The 20,138-nt window shown below is 54.3% G+C and carries 14 protein-coding genes and 2 pseudogenes; 2 read left to right on the top strand and 14 right to left on the bottom strand.

The features are described 5' to 3' along the window. Positions 1 to 33: 33 nt before the first annotated feature. Complete coding sequence (gene fbaB, locus ACLBVC_RS04520) at positions 34 to 1,083, bottom strand: class I fructose-bisphosphate aldolase (protein WP_410148410.1); 1,050 nt, start codon at positions 1,081 to 1,083, stop codon at positions 34 to 36. A gap of 237 nt (positions 1,084 to 1,320) precedes the next feature. Here fbaB and ACLBVC_RS04525 point away from each other — a divergent pair, with 237 nt between their 5' ends. Both ACLBVC_RS04525 and btsR read left to right on the top strand, forming a co-directional pair. Beyond that, positions 1,321 to 3,012, top strand: coding sequence for a LytS/YhcK type 5TM receptor domain-containing protein (locus ACLBVC_RS04525; RefSeq protein WP_410148412.1), 1,692 nt, complete (start codon positions 1,321 to 1,323; stop codon positions 3,010 to 3,012). Beyond that, positions 3,006 to 3,725, top strand: a complete 720-nt coding sequence (gene btsR, locus ACLBVC_RS04530; RefSeq protein WP_195824018.1) for a two-component system response regulator BtsR — start codon at positions 3,006 to 3,008, stop codon at positions 3,723 to 3,725. The genes ACLBVC_RS04525 and btsR overlap by 7 nt, the downstream gene beginning before the upstream one ends. 25 nt (positions 3,726 to 3,750) lie before the next feature. On the opposite strand, the gene yjiA is transcribed toward btsR, so the two are convergent. The 13 genes and pseudogenes from yjiA to ACLBVC_RS04595 form a co-directional block, all read right to left on the bottom strand. Continuing rightward, on the bottom strand, positions 3,751 to 4,716 hold the full coding sequence (yjiA, locus tag ACLBVC_RS04535; RefSeq protein WP_410148414.1) for a GTPase: 966 nt from the start codon (positions 4,714 to 4,716) through the stop codon (positions 3,751 to 3,753). A gap of 13 nt (positions 4,717 to 4,729) precedes the next feature. After that, complete coding sequence (locus ACLBVC_RS04540) at positions 4,730 to 4,933, bottom strand: YbdD/YjiX family protein (protein ID WP_410148415.1); 204 nt, start codon at positions 4,931 to 4,933, stop codon at positions 4,730 to 4,732. A gap of 79 nt (positions 4,934 to 5,012) precedes the next feature. After that, on the bottom strand, positions 5,013 to 7,163 hold the full coding sequence (locus tag ACLBVC_RS04545; protein WP_410148416.1) for a carbon starvation CstA family protein: 2,151 nt from the start codon (positions 7,161 to 7,163) through the stop codon (positions 5,013 to 5,015). Between the two features lie 274 nt (positions 7,164 to 7,437). After that, positions 7,438 to 9,819 carry a virulence factor SrfC family protein gene (locus tag ACLBVC_RS04550; RefSeq protein WP_410148417.1) on the bottom strand — a complete coding sequence of 794 codons (2,382 nt, stop codon included), beginning with the start codon at positions 9,817 to 9,819 and terminating at the stop codon, positions 7,438 to 7,440. Further along, positions 9,816 to 12,803 (bottom strand): virulence factor SrfB, encoded by a 2,988-nt coding sequence (locus ACLBVC_RS04555; RefSeq protein WP_410148418.1) that lies wholly within the window; start codon positions 12,801 to 12,803, stop codon positions 9,816 to 9,818. The genes ACLBVC_RS04550 and ACLBVC_RS04555 overlap by 4 nt, the downstream gene beginning before the upstream one ends. 4 nt (positions 12,804 to 12,807) lie before the next feature. Then, a complete protein-coding gene (locus ACLBVC_RS04560) occupies positions 12,808 to 14,166 on the bottom strand; it encodes an SrfA family protein (protein WP_410148420.1) in 1,359 nt (452 codons plus the stop codon). 181 nt (positions 14,167 to 14,347) lie between these two features. Continuing rightward, positions 14,348 to 15,241, bottom strand: coding sequence for a dihydrodipicolinate synthase family protein (locus ACLBVC_RS04565; RefSeq protein WP_410148421.1), 894 nt, complete (start codon positions 15,239 to 15,241; stop codon positions 14,348 to 14,350). A gap of 49 nt (positions 15,242 to 15,290) precedes the next feature. Beyond that, a complete protein-coding gene (locus ACLBVC_RS04570; protein ID WP_410148422.1) occupies positions 15,291 to 16,736 on the bottom strand; it encodes a DHA2 family efflux MFS transporter permease subunit in 1,446 nt (481 codons plus the stop codon). Between the two features lie 122 nt (positions 16,737 to 16,858). Next, positions 16,859 to 17,215 (bottom strand): hypothetical protein, encoded by a 357-nt coding sequence (locus ACLBVC_RS04575; protein WP_410148424.1) that lies wholly within the window; start codon positions 17,213 to 17,215, stop codon positions 16,859 to 16,861. Positions 17,216 to 17,563: 348 nt separating this feature from the next. After that, a complete protein-coding gene (locus ACLBVC_RS04580; protein WP_410148426.1) occupies positions 17,564 to 17,779 on the bottom strand; it encodes a hypothetical protein in 216 nt (71 codons plus the stop codon). Between the two features lie 71 nt (positions 17,780 to 17,850). Continuing rightward, a pseudogene (locus ACLBVC_RS04585) lies at positions 17,851 to 18,393 on the bottom strand (RHS repeat-associated core domain-containing protein); the annotation flags it as partial. Positions 18,394 to 18,673: 280 nt separating this feature from the next. Beyond that, entirely contained in the window at positions 18,674 to 19,138 is a 465-nt protein-coding gene (locus tag ACLBVC_RS04590; RefSeq protein ID WP_410148428.1) for a hypothetical protein, read from the bottom strand. Next, positions 19,110 to 20,054: pseudogene (locus ACLBVC_RS04595) on the bottom strand (RHS repeat-associated core domain-containing protein); the annotation flags it as partial. The pseudogene ACLBVC_RS04595 and the gene ACLBVC_RS04590, both read right to left, overlap by 29 nt. Between the last annotated feature and the right edge of the window lie 84 nt (positions 20,055 to 20,138).

A 20,138-nucleotide genomic window follows, 5' to 3' on the forward strand; every position in this document is an offset into this window, starting at 1 on the left:
GTACAGAATACTTAAGGGATTTTGTAGGCCGGATTAAGCGATGGTCACTTTCTTATCCAGATACACATCCTGCACTGCATTGATTAACGCCACGCCATCTTTCATGGATTTCTTGAAAGCTTTACGCCCCAGAATCAGCCCCATGCCGCCCGCGCGTTTATTAATAACCGCTGTACGCACCGATTCCTGAATGTCGTTTTCGCCAGCCGCGCCGCCGGAGTTAATCAACCCTGCGCGCCCCATGTAGCAGTTCGCCAGCTGATAACGCACCAGATCGATAGGGTGTTCGGTGGTGAGTTTGGAATAGACACGCGCATCGGTATAACCAAATTTTACGGCGTTATAGCCGCCGTTATTTTCGGCCATCTTTTGCTTCACGATATCTGCGCCAATGGTGGCCGCAAGGTGGTTCGCCTGACCGGTCAAATCTGCGCTGGAGTGATAATCCACGCCGTCTTTCACAAAGGCCGGATTGCGCAGATACGCCCACAACACAGTGACCATGCCCAGCTCATGCGCCCGTTCGAACGCGGCGGAGATTTCCTCAATTTGACGACGGGATTGTTCTGAACCGAAATAAATGGTTGCGCCGACCGCCTGCGCGCCCAGATCAAACGCCTGATCCACGCTGGCGTACAGCGTCTGATCATACTGGGTCGGATAACTGAGCGTTTCATTGTGGTTCAGTTTGACCAGGAACGGGATTTTGTGGGCATAGCGGCGGGAGACGGATGCCAGCACGCCGTAAGTCGAGGCCACACAGTTGCAACCGGCTTCCAGTGCCAGTTCGACAATATTCTTCGGGTCAAAATAGAGCGGGTTGGCTGCAAATGATGCGCCAGCGGAATGCTCGACCCCCTGATCGACAGGCAGAATCGACAGATAACCGGTTCCCGACAGACGGCCGGTATTATACAAATTTTGCATCGCTGCCAGCACGCGCGGCGAGCGGTTATTATCAATCATTACGCGATCGACAAAATCAGCCCCCGGAAGGTTAAGCTGCTCAGCAGTAATTGTGGAACAGCGATGTTGCAACAGGGAATCGGCTTCTTTACCTAAAACCTTAGAGATATCAGTCATAACGAACTCCGTCTCGGGCTCTGAACAGGGGTTCAGAGCGATGAATGAACCTGCCTTACAGTAGACAAAGTAGACTAACGTTTTGATTCCGGCCAACTTGTACATTAGATGCTGAGGGCTGACGCAAGCCACACATACAAAAAATTAATAAATCGATTTCGTTTTTCTGGCGCGTGCCAAAGAAACGTTTCGCTGAACACGGTATCGTGTGCGCTTCACTGATTGCGGATGTCAGGCATGTACGAATTCAATTTAGTTTTACTGCTTTTACAACAGATGTGTGTGTTTCTGGTTATCGCCTGGCTGATGAGTAAAACCCGCCTTTTTATACCGCTGATGCAGGTCACCGTCCGTCTGCCTCACAAACTGCTGTGCTACATCACGTTCTCCGTGTTCTGTATTATGGGCACCTATTTCGGCCTGCACATTGAAGATTCCATTGCCAACACGCGTGCGATTGGCGCGGTGATGGGCGGTCTGCTGGGCGGTCCGGTAGTCGGCGGACTGGTCGGGCTGACCGGCGGTTTACACCGTTATTCGATGGGCGGTATGACGGCGCTCAGCTGCATGGTTTCCACCATTACCGAAGGGCTGCTCGGCGGTTTGCTGCACAGCATTCTGATCCGCCGCGGGCGCACCGATAAACTGTTTAATCCGCTGACTGCCGGTGCGATTACGTTTGTGGCAGAAGCGGTGCAAATGCTGATCATCCTGCTGATTGCACGGCCATTTCATGACGCGCTGCATCTGGTCAGCAGCATTGCCGCACCGATGATGATAACGAACACGCTGGGTGCGGCGATGTTTATGCGCATTCTGCTGGATAAGCGCGCGATGTTTGAAAAATACACATCGGCGTTTTCCGCCACTGCGCTGAAGGTCGCGGCATCGACGGAAGGGATATTACGGCAGGGGTTCAACGAAGAAAACAGCATGAAAGTGGCGCAGGTTCTGCATCAGGAACTGGATATCAGCGCCGTCGCCATTACTGATTGCGAGAAACTGCTGGCCTTTACCGGCGTGGGCGATGACCACCATTTGCCCGGCAAACCAATATCTTCCGCCTATACCTGGCGGGCGATAGAGAATGACGAAGTGGTTTACGCAGACGGCAATGAACTGCCTTACCGTTGTTCGCTGCACCCGAACTGCAAACTCGGTTCCACGCTGGTGATCCCGCTGCGGGGCGAGAATCAGCGGGTGATTGGCACCATTAAATTGTACGAAGCGCGTAACCGGCTGTTCAGTTCGATCAACCGCACGCTGGGCGAAGGGATTGCGCAGTTGTTGTCGGCGCAAATTCTGGCGGGCAAATACGAGCAACAAAAAGCGCTGCTCGCCCAGTCGGAAATCAAATTGCTGCACGCGCAGGTGAACCCGCATTTCCTGTTCAACGCCCTGAATACGCTGATGGCAGTCATCCGCAACGACAGCGATAAAGCCGGGCAACTGGTACAATATCTCTCGACGTTCTTTCGCAAAAACCTCAAACGCCCGTCAGAAATCGTCACACTGGCCAATGAAATCGAGCATGTGAATGCCTATCTGCAAATCGAACTGGCACGTTTCCCGTCGCAACTGAGTGTCGAATTACAAGTGCCGGATCGGCTCTCAGCGCAGAATCTGCCTGCGTTCACCCTGCAGCCGATTGTGGAAAATGCCATTAAACACGGCACATCTCAATTACTTGGTCACGGCATTATAACCATCCGCGCCCGCCGTGAGGGGCAAAACGTCGTGGTCGAGGTCGAAGACAACGCCGGTTTGTATCAGCAGCCGCGCACAGAAAGCAACGGGCTGGGCATAAGTCTGGTGGATAAACGCCTGCGCGCCCGCTTTGGCGATGACTACGGGATCGTCGTCAGCTGCGAACAGGATCTTTTCACCCGCGTCACGTTGCGTCTGCCGATCGAGGAACCCGCATGTTAAGAGTGATGATTGTTGATGATGAACCGCTGGCACGCGAGAACCTGCGGCTCCTGCTTGAGAACGAAGGTGACATCGAAATTATCGGCGAATGCGCCAACGCCATTGAAGCCATCGGCGCGGTGCATAAACTGCGTCCGGATGTCCTGTTTCTGGACATTCAGATGCCGCGCATCAGCGGGCTGGAAATGGCCGGAATGCTCGATCACCGGCATCGTCCGCACATTGTTTTTCTCACCGCGTTTGACGAGTACGCAGTGCAGGCATTCGAAGAATGTGCGTTTGATTACCTGCTGAAACCCATTGAACCGCTGCGTTTACAAAAAACGCTGGCACGGTTGCGGCAGGAACGTCAGGTGCAGGAAATCTCGCAACTGCCGGAAAGCCAGCAGTCGCTGAAATTCATTCCGTGCAGCGGCCACAGCCGGATCTGGCTGTTACAGATGGAAGAGGTGGCGTTTGTCAGCAGCCGGATGAGCGGAGTTTACGTGACCAGCCAGGACGGCAAGGAAGGGTTTACGGAACTGACGCTGCGCACGCTGGAAAGCCGCACGCCGTTGTTACGTTGTCACCGGCAATATCTGGTGAATATGGATTATCTGAAAGAGATCCGCCTGGAAGATAACAATCAGGCGGAGCTGTTATTGCGCGACGGTCAGACCGTGCCGGTCAGCCGCCGCTATCTGAAATCGCTAAAAGAAGCCGTCGGGCTTTAAGTAGCAAGATATGTAGCGCAGCGGTTCAGGCTGGACGCAGCCCGTCAAATGCCTCACGAATTTCAGTTTCGGGTAACGCGACGCCGATAAACACCAACTGGCTGACCGGCGTTTCTTCCTGTTCCCACGGGCGATCCCAGTCGGCGCTGTACAGCCGCTGAACGCCCTGAAACAGCAGGCGGCACGGCTGATCTTCAATCCACAACATACCTTTGTAGCGCAAAAGACTGTCTGCAAAGCCAGAAAGCAAACCTTCCATCACGCCGGACACTGCCTGCAGCGCCACCGGATAATCCAGTTCCACCACAATGGATGAAATCGTATTTTCCTGCTGCGCCACAATGCGGCGGAAAACCGGCTTTGAAACCACCACGTTTTCTTCCAGCATAAAACCACGCGTATCGAACAACAGCGCCAGATCGATATCGCCGTTCACCACCGGATACACCGGCGCACGGGCGTTAATCCGCTGCAACCGCGCAATCAGCTCGCCGCTGTCACCGGCCACATCGGTTTTGGTCAGTAAAATCCGGTCGGCATAACCAATCTGCGACTGCGCCAGCGGGAACTGATCCAACTGCTGTTGCGCGTGAACCGCGTCCACCAGCGTGATCACGCCGTCGAGCAGATAGCGTTCACAGATAATTTCATGGGCGAAAAACGCCTGCAAAATCGGCCCCGGATCCGCCATGCCGGTGCACTCAATCACCAGCCGGTCAAACTGCACGTCGCCTTTATCCAGACCGTCGAGCAAATCCAGCAACGCATCTTCCAGTTCGTTCGAACGGCTGCAACAGATGCATCCGTTGGTTAGCGTGGTAATCCGCGTCGCGCGATCGCCAATCAGCTGACTGTCGATCGCCACTTCGCCAAACTCATTTTCAATGACCGCAATTTTGTAATCGTGCTGCTGATGCAGCATCTGGCGCAGCAGGGTGGTTTTGCCTGCGCCGAGAAAACCGGTTAAAACCGTGACCGCAATGGGTGTCATAACGTCATTCCTGTTAACAACAGCGCATCCCGCCTTTGCCGTCGCCGCCGTAGCGGGCCTGCTGGCGTTCGCGGAAAAATTCTTTGTAAGTCATCATCGATTTATCAGGATGATTAGTCTGCATGTGCAGCACGTAGGTATCGTAATCGGGGATCCCCACCAGCATGCGCGCCGCCTGACCAAGGTACTTCTTCGCTGCGCCTAAATTATCGAACACAAGCCGCTCCTTTGAGAGTATTGGCCGCCATGCTATATGCGGGAAAGCCCCGCGAGTGCGGGGCCATCACACAACATCATCAGTGGCTGGAGAGTTTGATACCTTCCTCCGGCACTGGCACATACGGCGTTTCTTTATCGGTACGCTGGTCGGTTTTACGCGCCTGCAACCACGCCTTGAAGCCGTAGAAAATAATACTGTACACCACAATCAGGAACAGAATACTCAGTCCGGCGTTGGTGTAGTTGTTGATCACTATATGGTTCATGTTGCTGATTTGCTGTTCCGTCAGATCCGCGCCGCCAGCGGCGATGCGGGCTTTATACTGGCTGGCCATGAAGAAGAAGCCTTCCATCTGCGGATTGGTGCTGAACAGTTTCAGGCCCAGCGCCCAGGTGGTGCAGATCAGCAGCCAGACCGCAGGCAACACGGTAACCCAGATGTATTGAGTGCGTTTCATTTTGATCAGCACCACGGTCGCCAGCACCAGCGCGACGGCGGCCAGCATCTGGTTGGAGATCCCGAACAGCGGCCACAGGCTTTTCACGCCGCCCAGCGGATCGACCACGCCCTGATACAACAGATATCCCCACAATCCTACGCAACCGGCGGTACCCACAATTCCGGCCACCAGTGAATCGGTTTTCTTCAGGAACGGAATAAAGTTGCCGAGCAAATCCTGCAACATAAAACGTCCGGAACGCGTACCGGCATCCAGCGCGGTCAGGATAAACAGCGCTTCGAACAGGATCCCGAAGTGATACCAGAAACCCATATCGGCGAACGGCACAATCTTGTGGAAGACGTGTGCGATCCCCACCGCCAGCGTCGGTGCGCCACCCGCGCGGTTCAGCACGGAAGGTTCGCCGATGTCTTTGGCGGTTTGCAGAATTTGTTCCGGGGTGATCACAAAGCCCCAAGAACTGACCGTAGCCGCCGCATGCGCGGTCACGTCTTTCAGTTGCGCCAGAATCATCGGCGCATTATCGCCGCCCAGTTCATGCAAGTTTGGCATCACAATGCCCAGACCGGCCGGCGGGGTGTTCATCGCAAAGTACAGGCCCGGTTCGATAATGGAAGCCGCAACCAGCGCCATCACGGCCACGAAGGACTCCATCAGCATCGCGCCATAACCGATAAACCGCGCATCAGTCTCGCAGGCCAGCAGTTTCGGCGTGGTGCCGGACGCAATCAGCGCATGGAAACCGGACACCGCGCCACAGGCAATGGTGATAAACAGGAACGGGAACAGCGCGCCTTTCCACAGCGGCCCGGTGCCGTCAATGTACTGCGTAATCGCCGGCATTTTCAGTTCCGGGTTCAGGATCACAATCCCGATCGCCAGCCCGACAATCACGCCAATTTTCAGGAACGTCGCCAGATAATCGCGCGGAGCCAGAATCAGCCAGACCGGCAGCAGTGCGGAAACAAACGCATAACCAATCAGGGTAAAGGTGATGGTGGTGTCTTTAAACGTCAGCGCCGGCCCCCAGTAAGGATCCGCCGCAATCACGCCACCAAACCAGATGGACGCAATCAGCAAAAGCACGCCGATGACCGAGATTTCACCCACCTGTCCCGGCCGGATAAAGCGCATATAAATGCCCATAAACAGCGCGATAGGTACCGTCGAACAGACCGTAAACACGCCCCACGGGCTTTCTGCCAGCGCTTTCACCACGATCAGGGCCAGCACCGCCAGAATAATAATCATGATCAGGAAACAGCCGAACAGTGCGATGGTGCCTGGCACCGGCCCCATTTCCTCTTTGATCATCTCGCCGAGCGACGCCCCGTTACGGCGCGAAGAGATAAACAGCACCATGAAATCCTGAACCGCCCCGGCCAGCACCACACCCGCCAGCAGCCACAGCACGCCGGGCAGATAGCCCATTTGCGCCGCCAGCACCGGCCCGACCAGCGGACCCGCGCCCGCAATGGCCGCAAAATGGTGACCGAACAACACGTTGCGGTGCGTCGGCACATAGTTCAGCCCGTCGTTATTGAGCACGGCAGGCGTTGAACGCGTCGGGTCGAGCTTCATCACTTTTTGCGCGATATAGAGGCTGTAATACCGGTAGGCCACCAGATAGACCGAAACCGATGCCACCACAATCCACAGCGCACTGATATGTTCACCTCGCCGTAAGGCAATCACTGCCAGACAGCAAGCACCGATGATTCCCAGAATCATCCAGGGTATATGCTTGAATATTGATTTTGTATTCATATGAAACCTGGTTGTCAGAATAGCCAACGAATGCCCCTCACGAATGGTGAGAGGAGCTTTTATAAGAGAAGGGCACTATTTTTTTGCCAGACACAGAATGGCGAATTTCACCGCAAAACGGGGGAAAGAGTGATTGAGCGGTTGTATGGGGAGATAAGCGGTTACTGGAGGCGGTAAGCGGTTTTGATGTCGCGCTAACCCACTGAATTTTGTGATTTAGATCTCACTGCAACCCCGCGTCACAGAGGCGTTTTGCCCCTGTGACGGGTTATTTTCAGGCCGGAACGGCTAATTTGCCGAGCAGGCGTTCTAAGTGTTCGCGCTGTTGCGCAGGAATTTCACCGCCCGCGGCGTAACCGGCGTTACGCATGATGCTTTCCTGCAATCCAACCAGCCAGTCGTAAATGTAAAACGCAGTTGAATTGGTCGGCGTCGCGGAGAGTTTGGTCAGCCTGCGGGAGGATTTCCAGCTGGCAACGTTTTTCTGCGGCTTGGCGAAAATCTTATTGCCCTTATTGATGCGGCTTTCCGGGCGTTCGGCTTCGCTGAGTTTTTCATAGCCGAGCCACGCGACAAAATCACCGAGCACGGTCAGCGCACGGGATACCTGGCGGTCGGCGTGATGTTCATGCTCGCGCGAACCGGCAGGCAAGGTTCCGCCCAGAGATCGTACCAGCGCCTCGCCCATATTCAGCCGGAAACTGGCGGTGATCAGCTCTTCCATCAGCAATTCCACCGTTGGTTTCGCCACGCCAAGCAGGGCGATCAGCGGTTCGTTTTCCGGCAAACCGCGCAGATGGTTTATCCAGTAACGCTGCACCTGACGCGCAAACGCCGCGCCGTCATCCTGTTTTTCCTGCCACGGCTGCACATCCTGTTGCTCGGCAAACAAATCAATGTCGATGCCGATACCAAAACTTTCTGTGCCCGTCTGATCCTGCGTGCCGGACTCCGCGTCCTGCCCGGAAATCTCGTGATAAATCCGGTGCAGCTCATCACGGCCGGGGAGCAGTTTTTCCAGCAATTCGCCGTGGACGCCGGTGCGCGTCTGCAAGGCTTTAATCACGGTCTGAACGGTATGCTGCTTTTTCGCCGGGTCAGCCACTTCGCCTTTCTGGAACCAGCGCCCCAGCAGGTTATCCGCCAGCTCACGATAGAGTTCGTCACGCAGTTCTTCGAGACGGTTCAGCCGGATTTCCGGGCGAATTTCCGCTACCAGATAATCGGCCATACGTTGCAGGCCGCGCTCGTCCATCGCCAGCAATGCGCCCCAGGCATCACCCGGATTGCCGACGTGACGCTGCACGGCTTCATCGAAATGCACCGATTCGGTCATACGGCGATCAAACGGTGTCAGCACCCAGACCAGACCCGGCTTGCGGCGGCCACGCACCTGCGTGTTTTCACCCTGCATTTCTTTGACCCAGTATTCCAGCGTGCGGCCCACGGCGACCACCTCTTCACGTTTGTCCGCGGCAGTGCACACCATCAGCATATTCATTTCATGGCGGTCGGTATAACGCTCGGGCAAATAAGCCATTTTGGCGCGGAACAGGGCGTCTTTATCGTCGTCCGTGCCGTCTTCCGCCAGCGCGCTTTGCGCCGGTAAATCCAGCAGGTCAGTCTGTTCAAACAGCACTTCGCGGGGAGCCGTCAGGAGCGGAATCTGGACTTCTGACGCAAGCAGCGCCAGCTCAGCCAGTGACAACGTCACCTGTGAACCGGTTTCGTCACCAAACTGCGGGCAGACCGGCACCTGAATATCCCAGGTCGGCGACGGGCTGAAAATCCCGTCCGCAGGCTGCATCGCGTCATCCACCAGAATGCTCAGCGGTGCCAGCAAACTTTGCGCATTACCGAGATGTTGCAGCGTATGAGCGTAATGACGATATGCGGCGGTTAATGCAGGTGTATTACCCCACAGCAAAGAAAACAAACGCGCGCGGTCGTCAACGTTCAGATACGGCGCAAGCTTCACGGCCACCGGCCAGTAATGCGCGTTGAGATGGCGGAAACGGCGAGCGTCGAGACGGATCATCGAATCCCATAGTCCCATCATCTGCTCGCGGGTAAAGCCTTCTACCGGTTCCGGCTGGCGGTGCATCATCAGCTTATTGAGATGCTCGGTAATCTGCTGCGTATCGGGAACGTGGTAGCTGGCGTCCGGCTCGAACGCGCGGATCACAATGCGCGCCAGATCGGCTTCGCTGAGCAGCAAGATACGTACCGGGAAAGCGCGATCTCTCACATCCACCTGACGCGTAAAGCGGGTCGCCAGACGGGCGGCGCGGTTGCCCGGATTAATCTGCGTCAGATAATCGAGCGTCACACCGCCGAGGCGGGTTTCAAGACGTCCATAGTTACCGGCCGCCAGAGAGCAAATCAGATAGGATTTTCCGGCCTGCGAATGCCCGTAGAAACCCAGCGCAGGCGGCAGCTCGCACGCCAGCGCCAGACGCTGTGCCTTGTCGCGGCAGCGTTTGAGTTGCAGACGCAAACGGTCGGCTTCCAGATCCAGACGCGGTGCCTGTTCACGGGTGGTGTCCACCCACTCCAGCGCGTCGCCCATTGTCGCGGCAGCGGCCGCGAACTGACGCTGTAATTCGTTGGTAGTCAGCGCCGGTGCCGGCGTTGAAACTGTCATACTTGTTGTCATGAGACGAATACGCTCCCACTGTCGATCCAGTAATGGCTTTCGCCCAGTGTGTTCAGCCTGAGCCGCAGATGATGAGAAGGCACTTTGGTGCCGTTATCCAGCACCGCGCTGGCGATGTCGAAAAATTCCGGTGTCGGGTGATCTTCACCTTTCTTAACGGCCAGCTTAACGCGCAGCACGCTGTCGCCCGCCACTTTACGCGCCAGCTCCGGCTGCGCAATCGACAGGGTATACAGCGGCGACGCGGGCCAGCGGTCATTTTCCAGCTGACGGAAACCGAGACAAATCGCACCACGGATACGGAAACTGGCGGCGCTGTCGAGTTTGTAATCATGCGCATCCAGGTCGATATCGCTGTAACAGACATTGTCCTCGGTCAGAACCTGATTACCGTTTATCATGCCGAGATATCGCACCGTGGAATACGGCTGGAAATCACCGGCCTTGAAATAGAAGCCCGGCAGCCGTAAATCCAGCGCCAGCAGGCACAACATCGCGCCCACGGCCGCCGTCGATTTCGGGTTATCAATGCGACCCTGTTTGTTAAACGGATACCAGCCGCTGGTGTGATAACCGTCCAGCGACAGCATGCGGTTAATTGGTAACGGCTGTAAATGGCGGAACAGCGCCTGAATACCGGGGAAACGCGAAGGGCGGCCGGTCAGCAGCAGCACATCGCAATCGTGCAGCGACACCACTTCACAGAGCGAACGCAGATTCTGCGTGATGCTCATGCGGTTAGATAAAAATTCGTTGTGCAGTTTGCTGAGCTTGAGCACCAGCGGAGCCTGCAAAATATCGAAAACGGCGGAACCGGCAGGCAGTACGCGCTGAATTTCGCTGTGCAGATAATCCAGCACTTTTTGCGTCGGATGTTGCCCCAGCAGTTCGCCAAACGGCGCATCGATTTCCGCGTGCGTGTCCAGCGGATCAAAACGTTCGTAAACTTCCAGCACGGCATGAGCCAGCGGGATGAAGATTTGCAGCGTACTTTGCTGACGCAGCGTCGCGTGTCCGTCCATGCGGCCTTCGCTGCCAAACAGGCGTGTCATCAGGCTGTCCGGATTCGCCAGCCCGGCTTTCTTCAAGGCGGCGTGCAGCGCTGGCAAAATATAAAGCTGGATCACGTCGAGCAGAATATCGTCGCCCGCAACTTTAAACCCTTCACGGAACAGCAGGCGCGGAGTGATTTTGACGTTATTCCCCATACCGTCGTCGAGCCAGTATTGGGTAATTGCCAGATCGGTGGTGCCGCCGCCAATATCAATCGACGCGATGCGCAGGGTTTTGCCCACCGGCTCATCGTCGGCGAGTTCCCGGTCCGGACGTGCCATGCTGGCAAAGAATTCGCCGGTATGACCGCCGAAATTCACCTGCGTTTCGTTGTACAAATAGACCATCTGGCCGCAGGTCGCTTCATCCCATTCCATCTGCACATCGGGCACCGGCAACCGGCTTTTGGCTTTATCGGCCTGATTTTTAAAACCGTCATCCGACGGATGCCAGCCCATAGATTTCCAGACCAAACCAATCGCTTCCTGCATTCTGCGACGGAAAATTTCGCGCTCAGGTTTCGGCATCGCCGACGGCAGCGTCAAAATGATATTGCGGATCTGGCGAGGCGCGGACGAGCGCAGCATGCGGATACGCTGCGCCGGGCTGTTGATTTGCATCATCGCCTGCGCCAGCAGTTCGGACAGCATCAGCGTCATCACTGAGCTGCGGCTGTAATGTGCAGAGAATACCGGCAGGCGATCTTCCGGCGGCAGGTCAGACAGCGGCTGACCTTCATCGTTGATGAGGAACGTCAGCGGCATCGCCGCCGCCACCGGCTCCTGCACTGCGCCGTGGCCGCCCTGACTGAAACGCCAGCCCGGTGTGTAACTGTCTTCATCCCACAAATAACGTCGCGGGCTGGAAATTCCGGTCGATCCTTCCGTGCCTTCGCGCAGCAGCGCCAGACGGCTGGCTTCACGCCCGGCGCGCAGAATTGACGGCCAGATAAAGGCATCATCACGGCCGCTTTCAACGGAAAAATTCGGCTTACCAAAGCGCGCCTGAGCAAACTCCACACGGCTCTCGAACAGCTCGTTATAGAGAAAATGTGGCTGCGAAAGGTCACGCAGTTGCAGTTCGCTGGTCTGTTTCAGGCCGTCGGTTTCGCCAACATGATCTTCAACCAGAATGCCGCAGGTGTGCGAGTTACCGACATCGAGGATAAGATCCACGCTGATCGCCGGTTCCTGAAGCGTCGCGCCGTTGATCTTCAGTTCCGGCATACTCAGCTGGCTGCCGAGCATTTCCAGCAGGTTCAGATAGTGCGCCTGATATTCAAACTCGCGGAGCGCCACTTTGATATTGCGCGCCTCGCGCTCTTCGCGTAGTGCAGCCTGCTCGGTAAAGACTTCACGCAGCCAGCCGTCTACCCAGGTCTGGTCAAGAAACTCAGGCAGTTCTTCGTTGTGCCACGCCAGCGCAAAGTTAATGCCGTTTTTCACGTCGTCCGGCGTCGGAGCCAGCAGCGCCAGTTCTTCATCGTCTTCAGTCACGCGGGTGTCAAACGCCACCACCACGCGGTGTGTGCTGCCGTCGGCTTCCGGCGTATCGAGCGCACGGATTTGCACACGCGCCCAGTTATCCGGGCCCGCCATAAAGGTGCGCGGAGGATTAAAACGCAGGAACGGCAACGGCAGCCAGACCTGATCGAGCAATTGGAGCGACTGTTCCAGCGGGAAACTGAATTCAGGCCGCACCACTTCCGGTGCGCCGCCATCCACGGCGGGTAAGAAATGGCGGCCATTTTGCGGGTTGAAATCCAGACGCAGCAGCGGGCCGTTGGCGCTTTTGCGCACGAATTTGGCAGGCAGCGCGTCATCCCAAACCGGTTTGAGCGCGAAATCGAGAAACTGAATGCCGCTGTCCTGGATCAGGGTTACGGCCTGCTTAAAAATGGTCTGTTTAAAATCTGTAATGGTTGCCAGCATGCTGTTATTTACCTTCGCGCTTCATGGTAATTGGGTAAACCGTGTCACCGTTGTAACGCCCCTGACACACCGCTGCGCCCGTCGCGCCCTGAGTACAGCTGATTTCCGGCATCTGATAACGGGAACCGTCGCTGCATTTCGCTCTGTAGCGGCTGTTGATCACCAGCTTGCCAGACTGCATCAGGCCAGCGCCCGTTTCAGCGTGACAGGTCACGCCCGCGCCATAGGTGATTTTCACCGTACCCTGGCCTTGTTTAATCTGATAACGCAGCACCGGCGGTTTGCCGGTTACCGGATCTTTAATATCGACGATAGCCGTCCAGTTACCGTTCAGGAATTTAGTTGAACCGATTTTTACCGCGTCCGCTGGCAGTACCAGCGAATTTTTGCTGACCGGAACCGGTGCAGGCGCAGCTTCGGCGATGACCGGGTTTTTCTCGGCTTCTGCCACCGGTTCCGGCGCAGGAACAATGACCGCCGCCGGAGCCACCGGCAGTGCGGCCGGGGCCGGTTTCGCAACCTCAGATTCCGGCGCTTTCACTTCCGTTGCGACCGGTGGTGGCGCAATCGTGACCGGTTCAGCCGCCGGTTTTGGCGCCTCGGTTTTGGCGATTTCTGCTTTCGGTTCAGGCGCACGCGAATATAACCAGGCGGCAGCAGAACCGGCGAAGACCAGCGCCGCGACCGGCAATGCCCAGATCAGCGGTGATTTTTTACGGCGCGGCGCGGCGACCGGTTCAGGCGTTGCGTTTTCCTGTTCGGCGGCGCGGGCTTCAATCGTTTTGATTACGCGCGGTGCCGGAGGCAGTTCGATGACCGGTTCCTGCACGCGCGGTTTTTCTGCGGCAAGCGACAGCGTCGGCAGCGGTTCTTCGGCTTTCAGCGTATTACGCAAAGCGGCGAACGGGTCGGCGTTATGGGTGTTATCCAGACTGACAAAACCCCAGAACGTCAGTACCGGCTGACCGCCCACCAGATAAACGTGGTTCTGATCCGGGAAACGAAACGCCTTTTCCAGCAGCGAGCCGAAAAACTGATTCGCGGATTTCTCAGAGGCTTTCGCCGTTTTGCTGATTTGCGCTACAGCATCCAGACAGTTTTCGAGCTGGCGCAGCGCGGAGGCGCGGGCCGCATCGGTGGCCGCTGCCCACGACACGACTTTGCCTTCGCGCGGGGAATACCAGTCGAGCCGGTCACCGGCTTCATTGAGTTGCCCAATAGCCAGACAATCGGCAATTGCAGGTTGTTTACGCAGACGTAAGGTTTCCCGTAATTGCAGGGCTGATGCGTAAACCGGTTGCCCGTTTTCGCCCAGCGCAAGGATGTCGTTGAGACTGCCACTGCGTAAAAATGATTTTGCCACGCCAGAAAAGCCTTTATTGGTTTTGCGCTGCGGAAGATAACAGGCAGAAAAGGTTCATGATGCTGACACTTTAGGGGATTTAAGCGAAATCAAACGGGGGAATAAGCAGCAAAAAGGGTGGCTGTTTATGGCGTGGGAATAGAGAAGGGAATAACGGCGGGACAAACGCCCGCCATCAAAATCAGGCATGTAAATCCAATTGTTCGAGAACACCCGCCAGGCGCTGACGCGCATCACCGCCCAGAGACTGAAGCGGTAACGGCAGACAGGGCGCAGAAACCATACCCAGTAATTCTGCCGCGGCAGCTACAACACGGACGCTGCCGTGTTTTCTGAATAACCCCCATAACGGCTCAAGCTGCGCCGATAACGCCTGTGCGCTCTCCGCATTGCCACTTTTCGCCGCGCGGGCAATAGCTACCGGAATTTTCGGGAACAAACCGCCAATCACGGAATACCAGACGTCGCCGCCCTGCGTCAGCACGGTTGCTGCCGCCAGATCACCCGCGGCGCCCAGTGCGATGTGTGCAGGCAGTAAGGCGCGCAGCACATCCAGACGCTGGCGGGTGGCGACCGGATCCGGCGAAAGGTTAGGGATTTTGATGCTGGCAACGTGCGGCAGTTGCGCCACGCGGACATACAGTTCATCGGAAAATTCAAAATGCGTGGTGCCCGGATTATCGTAAACGCACAAAGGCACCGACAGGTTACGGGACACCGTTTCATAGAGCGTAAACACTTCATCTTCGGTGAGTTTCTGGTACGACACTGGTGCCAGTAATACCGACTTCACGCCCGCCTGCTGGGCATCTTCGGCCAGGCGTAACACATCCGACGTCCGCACAGAACCGATGCTGACCATCACCCCCACATCACCCGCATTTTCAACCGCCAGACGCGCTACGCGGGCGCGCTCTTCTCGGGTCAGATAGGCGTAACTGCCTGTCGAACCCAGCGCACCAATGGAATCCACGCCAGCACGAACCAGCCGGTCAATCAGCCTGACAAAAGATTTCTCATCAATGCCGTTTTCTGTGAGCGGCGTAAGAGGAAAAGCGCTTAATCCTGTGAACATCGGTCTCTCCGAAAGAAGTTAACTAGCCGGGTAATCATAGCGTCATCATTTACTTTTTGCCGGACACCGCGACACCGGCGTCGGGTTTCAGCCGCAGTATATCCAGCCAGCCAATGAGTGTCAGGATCGCAATCACCACGAACGCGACTTTAAAACTCAGGCCGGGAATTGAATCCCAGTGCATCGCGGCGATCAGCTGTTCACCGAGCCGCGTACCGAGCGCCCCAACGGTAATGCCCAGCCCCACGGAAAGCTGTAGAACCGTGCTGAACAGCGTATTGGCATCGGCCATTTGTCTGGCCGGAACATCAGAAAACGCCAGCGTACTGATGCCGGTGAACTGCATCGAACGGCTGAGGCCACCGAGAAACAGCAACAACATCACCAGCCAGTCGGGGGTTCCCGGCGTCAGGAACGCACAAAACAGCAGCGAGAAAACGCTCAGTAATCCGTTCACTACCAGCACTGGCCGGAATCCGAAACGGCGGATCAGCGGCGTGGTCGCCGGTTTCATCGCCAGATTACCGACAAAAACCGCCAGCACCAGCAGCCCGGCGTGAAAAGGGTTCATCCCGAAACCCACCTGCAACATCAGCGGCAGCAGGAAAGGCACCGCGCTGATGGTCACACGAAACAGGGAACCACCGCCCATACTGATGCGAAACGTCGGGATCGCCAGCGACCCCAGATGCACCATCGGCGCGGGGTCATGTTGCAGGTGCCGTAACGCCAGCACCGAAAGCACAACGCCCACCACCAGCAACGCAATGGCGGTGATCCATAAAATGTGGTCCTGACTGATCAGCTCCAGTCCCGTCACCAGCGAAAGCATCGCCATGCCGGTCAGCAGAAAGCCCGGTTTATCGAAATGCTTCGGCTGGTCAGGTTTTTCCTGCGGGAAAAGCCGCCACGCGAGCATCATCGCAATAATGCCCAGCGGAACATTGATGTAGAAAATCCAGTGCCAGGAAGCGTAGTGAGTGATGAATCCGCCGAGCGGCGGCCCGAGAATTGGCGCGACCAGCGCAGGCCAGGTGAGGGTGGCGATGGCTTTAATCAGCTGCGGTTTAGGCGTGGTTTTCAGCACCGTCAGGCGCCCGACCGGCACCATCAGCGCGCCGCCAATCCCCTGAATAATACGCAGAATGATAAATTCACTGACGTTGGTCGCCAGCGCACAAAACAGGGAAGCCAGCGTGAAAACGCCCAGCGCAAAGGTGAACACATTGCGCGCCCCGAAACGCTCCGCCGCCCAGCCACTGGCCGGGATCAGCACCGCCAGCGTCAGCATATACGCGCTCATCCCTGCATTCAGATCCACAGCCGAAACACCGAACGACAGGGCCATTTGTGGCAGCGCGGTGGCAATCACCGTGCCGTCGATAAACTCCATGAAGAAAGCGGCTGCAACCAATAAAGCAATAACGGAAATTCCGGAGTTAACCGCGGAATCACCCTGCGGATGTTCTGACGCATCCGATTTACTCTGGCTCATTTATTCTGTCCCGGACACCACAAAGGCGCTGCAAGGCGCAGCGAAAGATAGATGATAAGTAGTCAACCTATCACACACCTTTGTGCAGGTTATAGATCTGCGGAGTAACAAAAAGAGCGGTTTTAGACAGGAAGTGCGGCAAAGAAAGCCTGGTCCGTGAGTTTGCAGGCGGAGTGAGAGAGGTCTTGCTGCAAGCAGAGTTCGACATCGGCAGTAAATTCGCGTCGCTGAAGTTCAAGTGTGGAACCGTTAGGCGAAGGCAGCACCAGCCGGGTACCGCCGGGCATGTCCAGCAAAGAGCAGGGCGAAAGCGTGAAACCCGTCCCGTCAAAACGGCGCTCCGTAGCGACACTTACGCAGGTTGAAAACGACATCACGTCAATAATGAAAATGCAACCCGCCTCAGCCGCCAGTTGTTCTACCGCCTTTACACTCCATTCCAGCCAGGTGTCATAATCGGCTTGCGAGAAATCGTTCAAGGGAGTGACCTGTAAGGTTAATTTAACGTGAGAGATAAAGCTTATTCCGAGCAGGGTTAATAATAAAGATCTGAAGCATCGGCTATAGAAACATCAGGCTCGCCGCACCCATATTTATTTCCTCCTGGTGAGTTATTTCCTCACGCTGGCCGTTGACCTGATTGTGGAGATAATAAATTTTGCTTTCAACACCTGTGCCGTCGATTCTGGCGAGCGGGGTATAACTATTCTGGTCGCTGCAGGCGTAAACCTGAGTATGGTTGCCACTCAACTCGACCAGCAGGCGCGGGCCTTCCCATAGGAATCGGGTTTAATTCGGAAAAATCAATGAATTTTTCCGAATGCTTATTAAACTTCTTCTATCGAATAGTTTATATCTAACTCAGTAAATGCTAATTCGATACAATTAAACACAGTATTTTTAACATCCCCACTTAAGTTGCTCACTATGAAAAAGCCTTCATCAGATTTTGCTATGGAAAAATCAATCCATTCAGGATATTCACTAGGTATCCATAATGCATTAAAATCCTCGGTTAACTGAGCTGCTGAATCTTGATCCATTATTTTTTTGCAATAACAAAAAAAACCTCTTCTTTGTTTTCTGAAAAATGAACTATGTATTCTAAACTCATTTACACACCACACCCATGCGCTCGACCACGTTTTGTCGGATAATCACTAGGATTTCTTATTCCTATATGTGTTTCATTTGGATTATAGCTTGGAATCCCTCGGTCATTGAGCGTAATAATTCCCGCCTCATTTTTATGAACATGGGTGTTAGCCCCTGATTTAGGTAAAGGTTGTCCATTTTTCATAGTCGTACTCTGGTTACCGTAGGGGTCAATGCGAACTTGGGAACCATCAGCATGGTTCCATGTTTGATTACCCGTACTGCTTTGCTTATCCAAATTAAATCCGCTGTCAGTTAAAATACTCCCAATCTGGGTTTGAGATTTTCCTTTCAATGGAGGCAAGTCTGAAGATGCGCTTAAACCTAGCGGATCTATCCAGCTCAGTGGATTCATCCCATAAGCATATAAATTCAATCCACCCAGCAACCCTATCGGATCTTGCTGGGTAAATCGTCCGTTATCGGGATCGTAATAACGGTATAAATTGTAATGTAACCCCGTTTCTCTGTCGAGATATTGACCCTGCATCCTCAGGTTTTGCGGGCCGCAGGTTGTAATGGCCTAGGATGAGAAATTATTACCTATAGTCTAAGAACAGGGTCGAGTGAAAAAACTCAGGAAACATCATTGCAACATTCACAACTTTGCTTCTGGTAGTAAACATTCCACCTTTAACACCTAACAAAATAACTTACTCAAAATACTCCTTCAGATCTTATTCATTTCAGTAATATTCACGGGTAATGTTGTCTGACTCTTGAGTACGTATTATTCGCTCATTAATGCTATGACTTAAAAACACCCCTGCCGTTTTTCATCCTTATCTTGTCACAAGAAAAAAACGTTCTTCGTATGAAAAAATAAAATGACTATTTGATTCCGTTACAACTACAGTTGTTTCATCCGAAGGCAAAAAAAAGTAGTTCCAATACTTTTTCAATAAACTATAAGGTGCAATGCATAAACATTTTGCACTAAAAAAAACAAAAACATTGGATATAGCAGGTAGCACTTTCTCAAAATCAAAAAATAATTCACTTGCTGATTTGTCATCTTCAAAATCAACATCATAATGATCGATTTTGAGAACTTCCTTCAATCCAACCTTCATCATATGTCGCTCATTCGGTGAAATAAACATTGACCAAAGAATATTACTTTGTTTTTCGTTAAAAAAAACAATATCACCAGAATGCATAGCCTGCATTAAGTCATCACAGTCTTCAAACCGCCATGCTTCGTAAAAATCATGCTCGCTAGAAAAACACATGTCCTCTTCCTCCATTAGATTTTCCTGCTTCCCAATCCTTCCATTTTACATGAGGTGTATTATTTTCTGGTGCGTTTTGTGTATGTGCTTCGTTTGGGTGAATTTCGTATCCTTTTTTGTATGGCCCCCCATTCTCATTATAAGGATCCCCAATCTCACCTTGTCTTTGTATGCGCCCACGCCCTTGATTAACCAAATCTATAGCATCTTTTTCGGTCGCTGTTCTAAAATTTGAATTCTTCCCGCCCCTAATTGCTTCAACAGCTTGCTTCCATTCACGGGTTCCAGGTTTTATAACTTTCAAATTTGAAGCATTACCAACTTCATTACCAGTAAGTCCACATTTCAATAAACCCAGCGGATCCACCCACCCCAAGGCATTCGGGGCATACTGGTATAAATTCAATCCTCCCAACAAGCCTATCGGATCTTGCTGGGTAAATCGTCCGTTATCGGGGTCGTAATAACGGTATAAATTGTAATGTAACCCCGTTTCTCTGTCGAGATATTGACCCTGCATCCTCAGGTTTTGCGGGCCACCGGTTGAGATTTCTCGGGGGTGTGTTTCCCCTGTGATTTTGCCCCAACTGTCGGGCTGGCCGCGCCAGCACTCCTTTCCTTCGCTGTCGGTCATGGCCTCCGGCTGGCCGTTGACCTGATTGTGGAAATAATAAATTTTACTTTCAACGCCCGTGCCGTCGATTCTGGCGAGCGGGGCATAACTGTTCTGATCGCTGTAGGTGTAAACCTGCGTACGGCTCCCGCAGAATTCGGCCAGCAGGCGCGGGCCTTCCCATAAAAATTGGGTGTCTGCGGGCTGGTACTTCTCAGGCTCGAAGGTGACGAGATCCCTCCGCTGGTAACGTACCCGCTTGCTGATGCGTCTGCCGAGCGGGTCATAGCTGAAATTCACCACGCATTCGGGGCAATTTATTGCACCTCCTGAATTGCCTTATTTATTAGGTTTTCAAGAGAGGAAATTGTGAGTTCTGCGTGTGAACTACATTTAACAACA

Source organism: Rahnella selenatireducens (genome assembly GCF_046449555.1).
GTDB classification, from domain to species: domain Bacteria; phylum Pseudomonadota; class Gammaproteobacteria; order Enterobacterales; family Enterobacteriaceae; genus Rahnella; species Rahnella selenatireducens.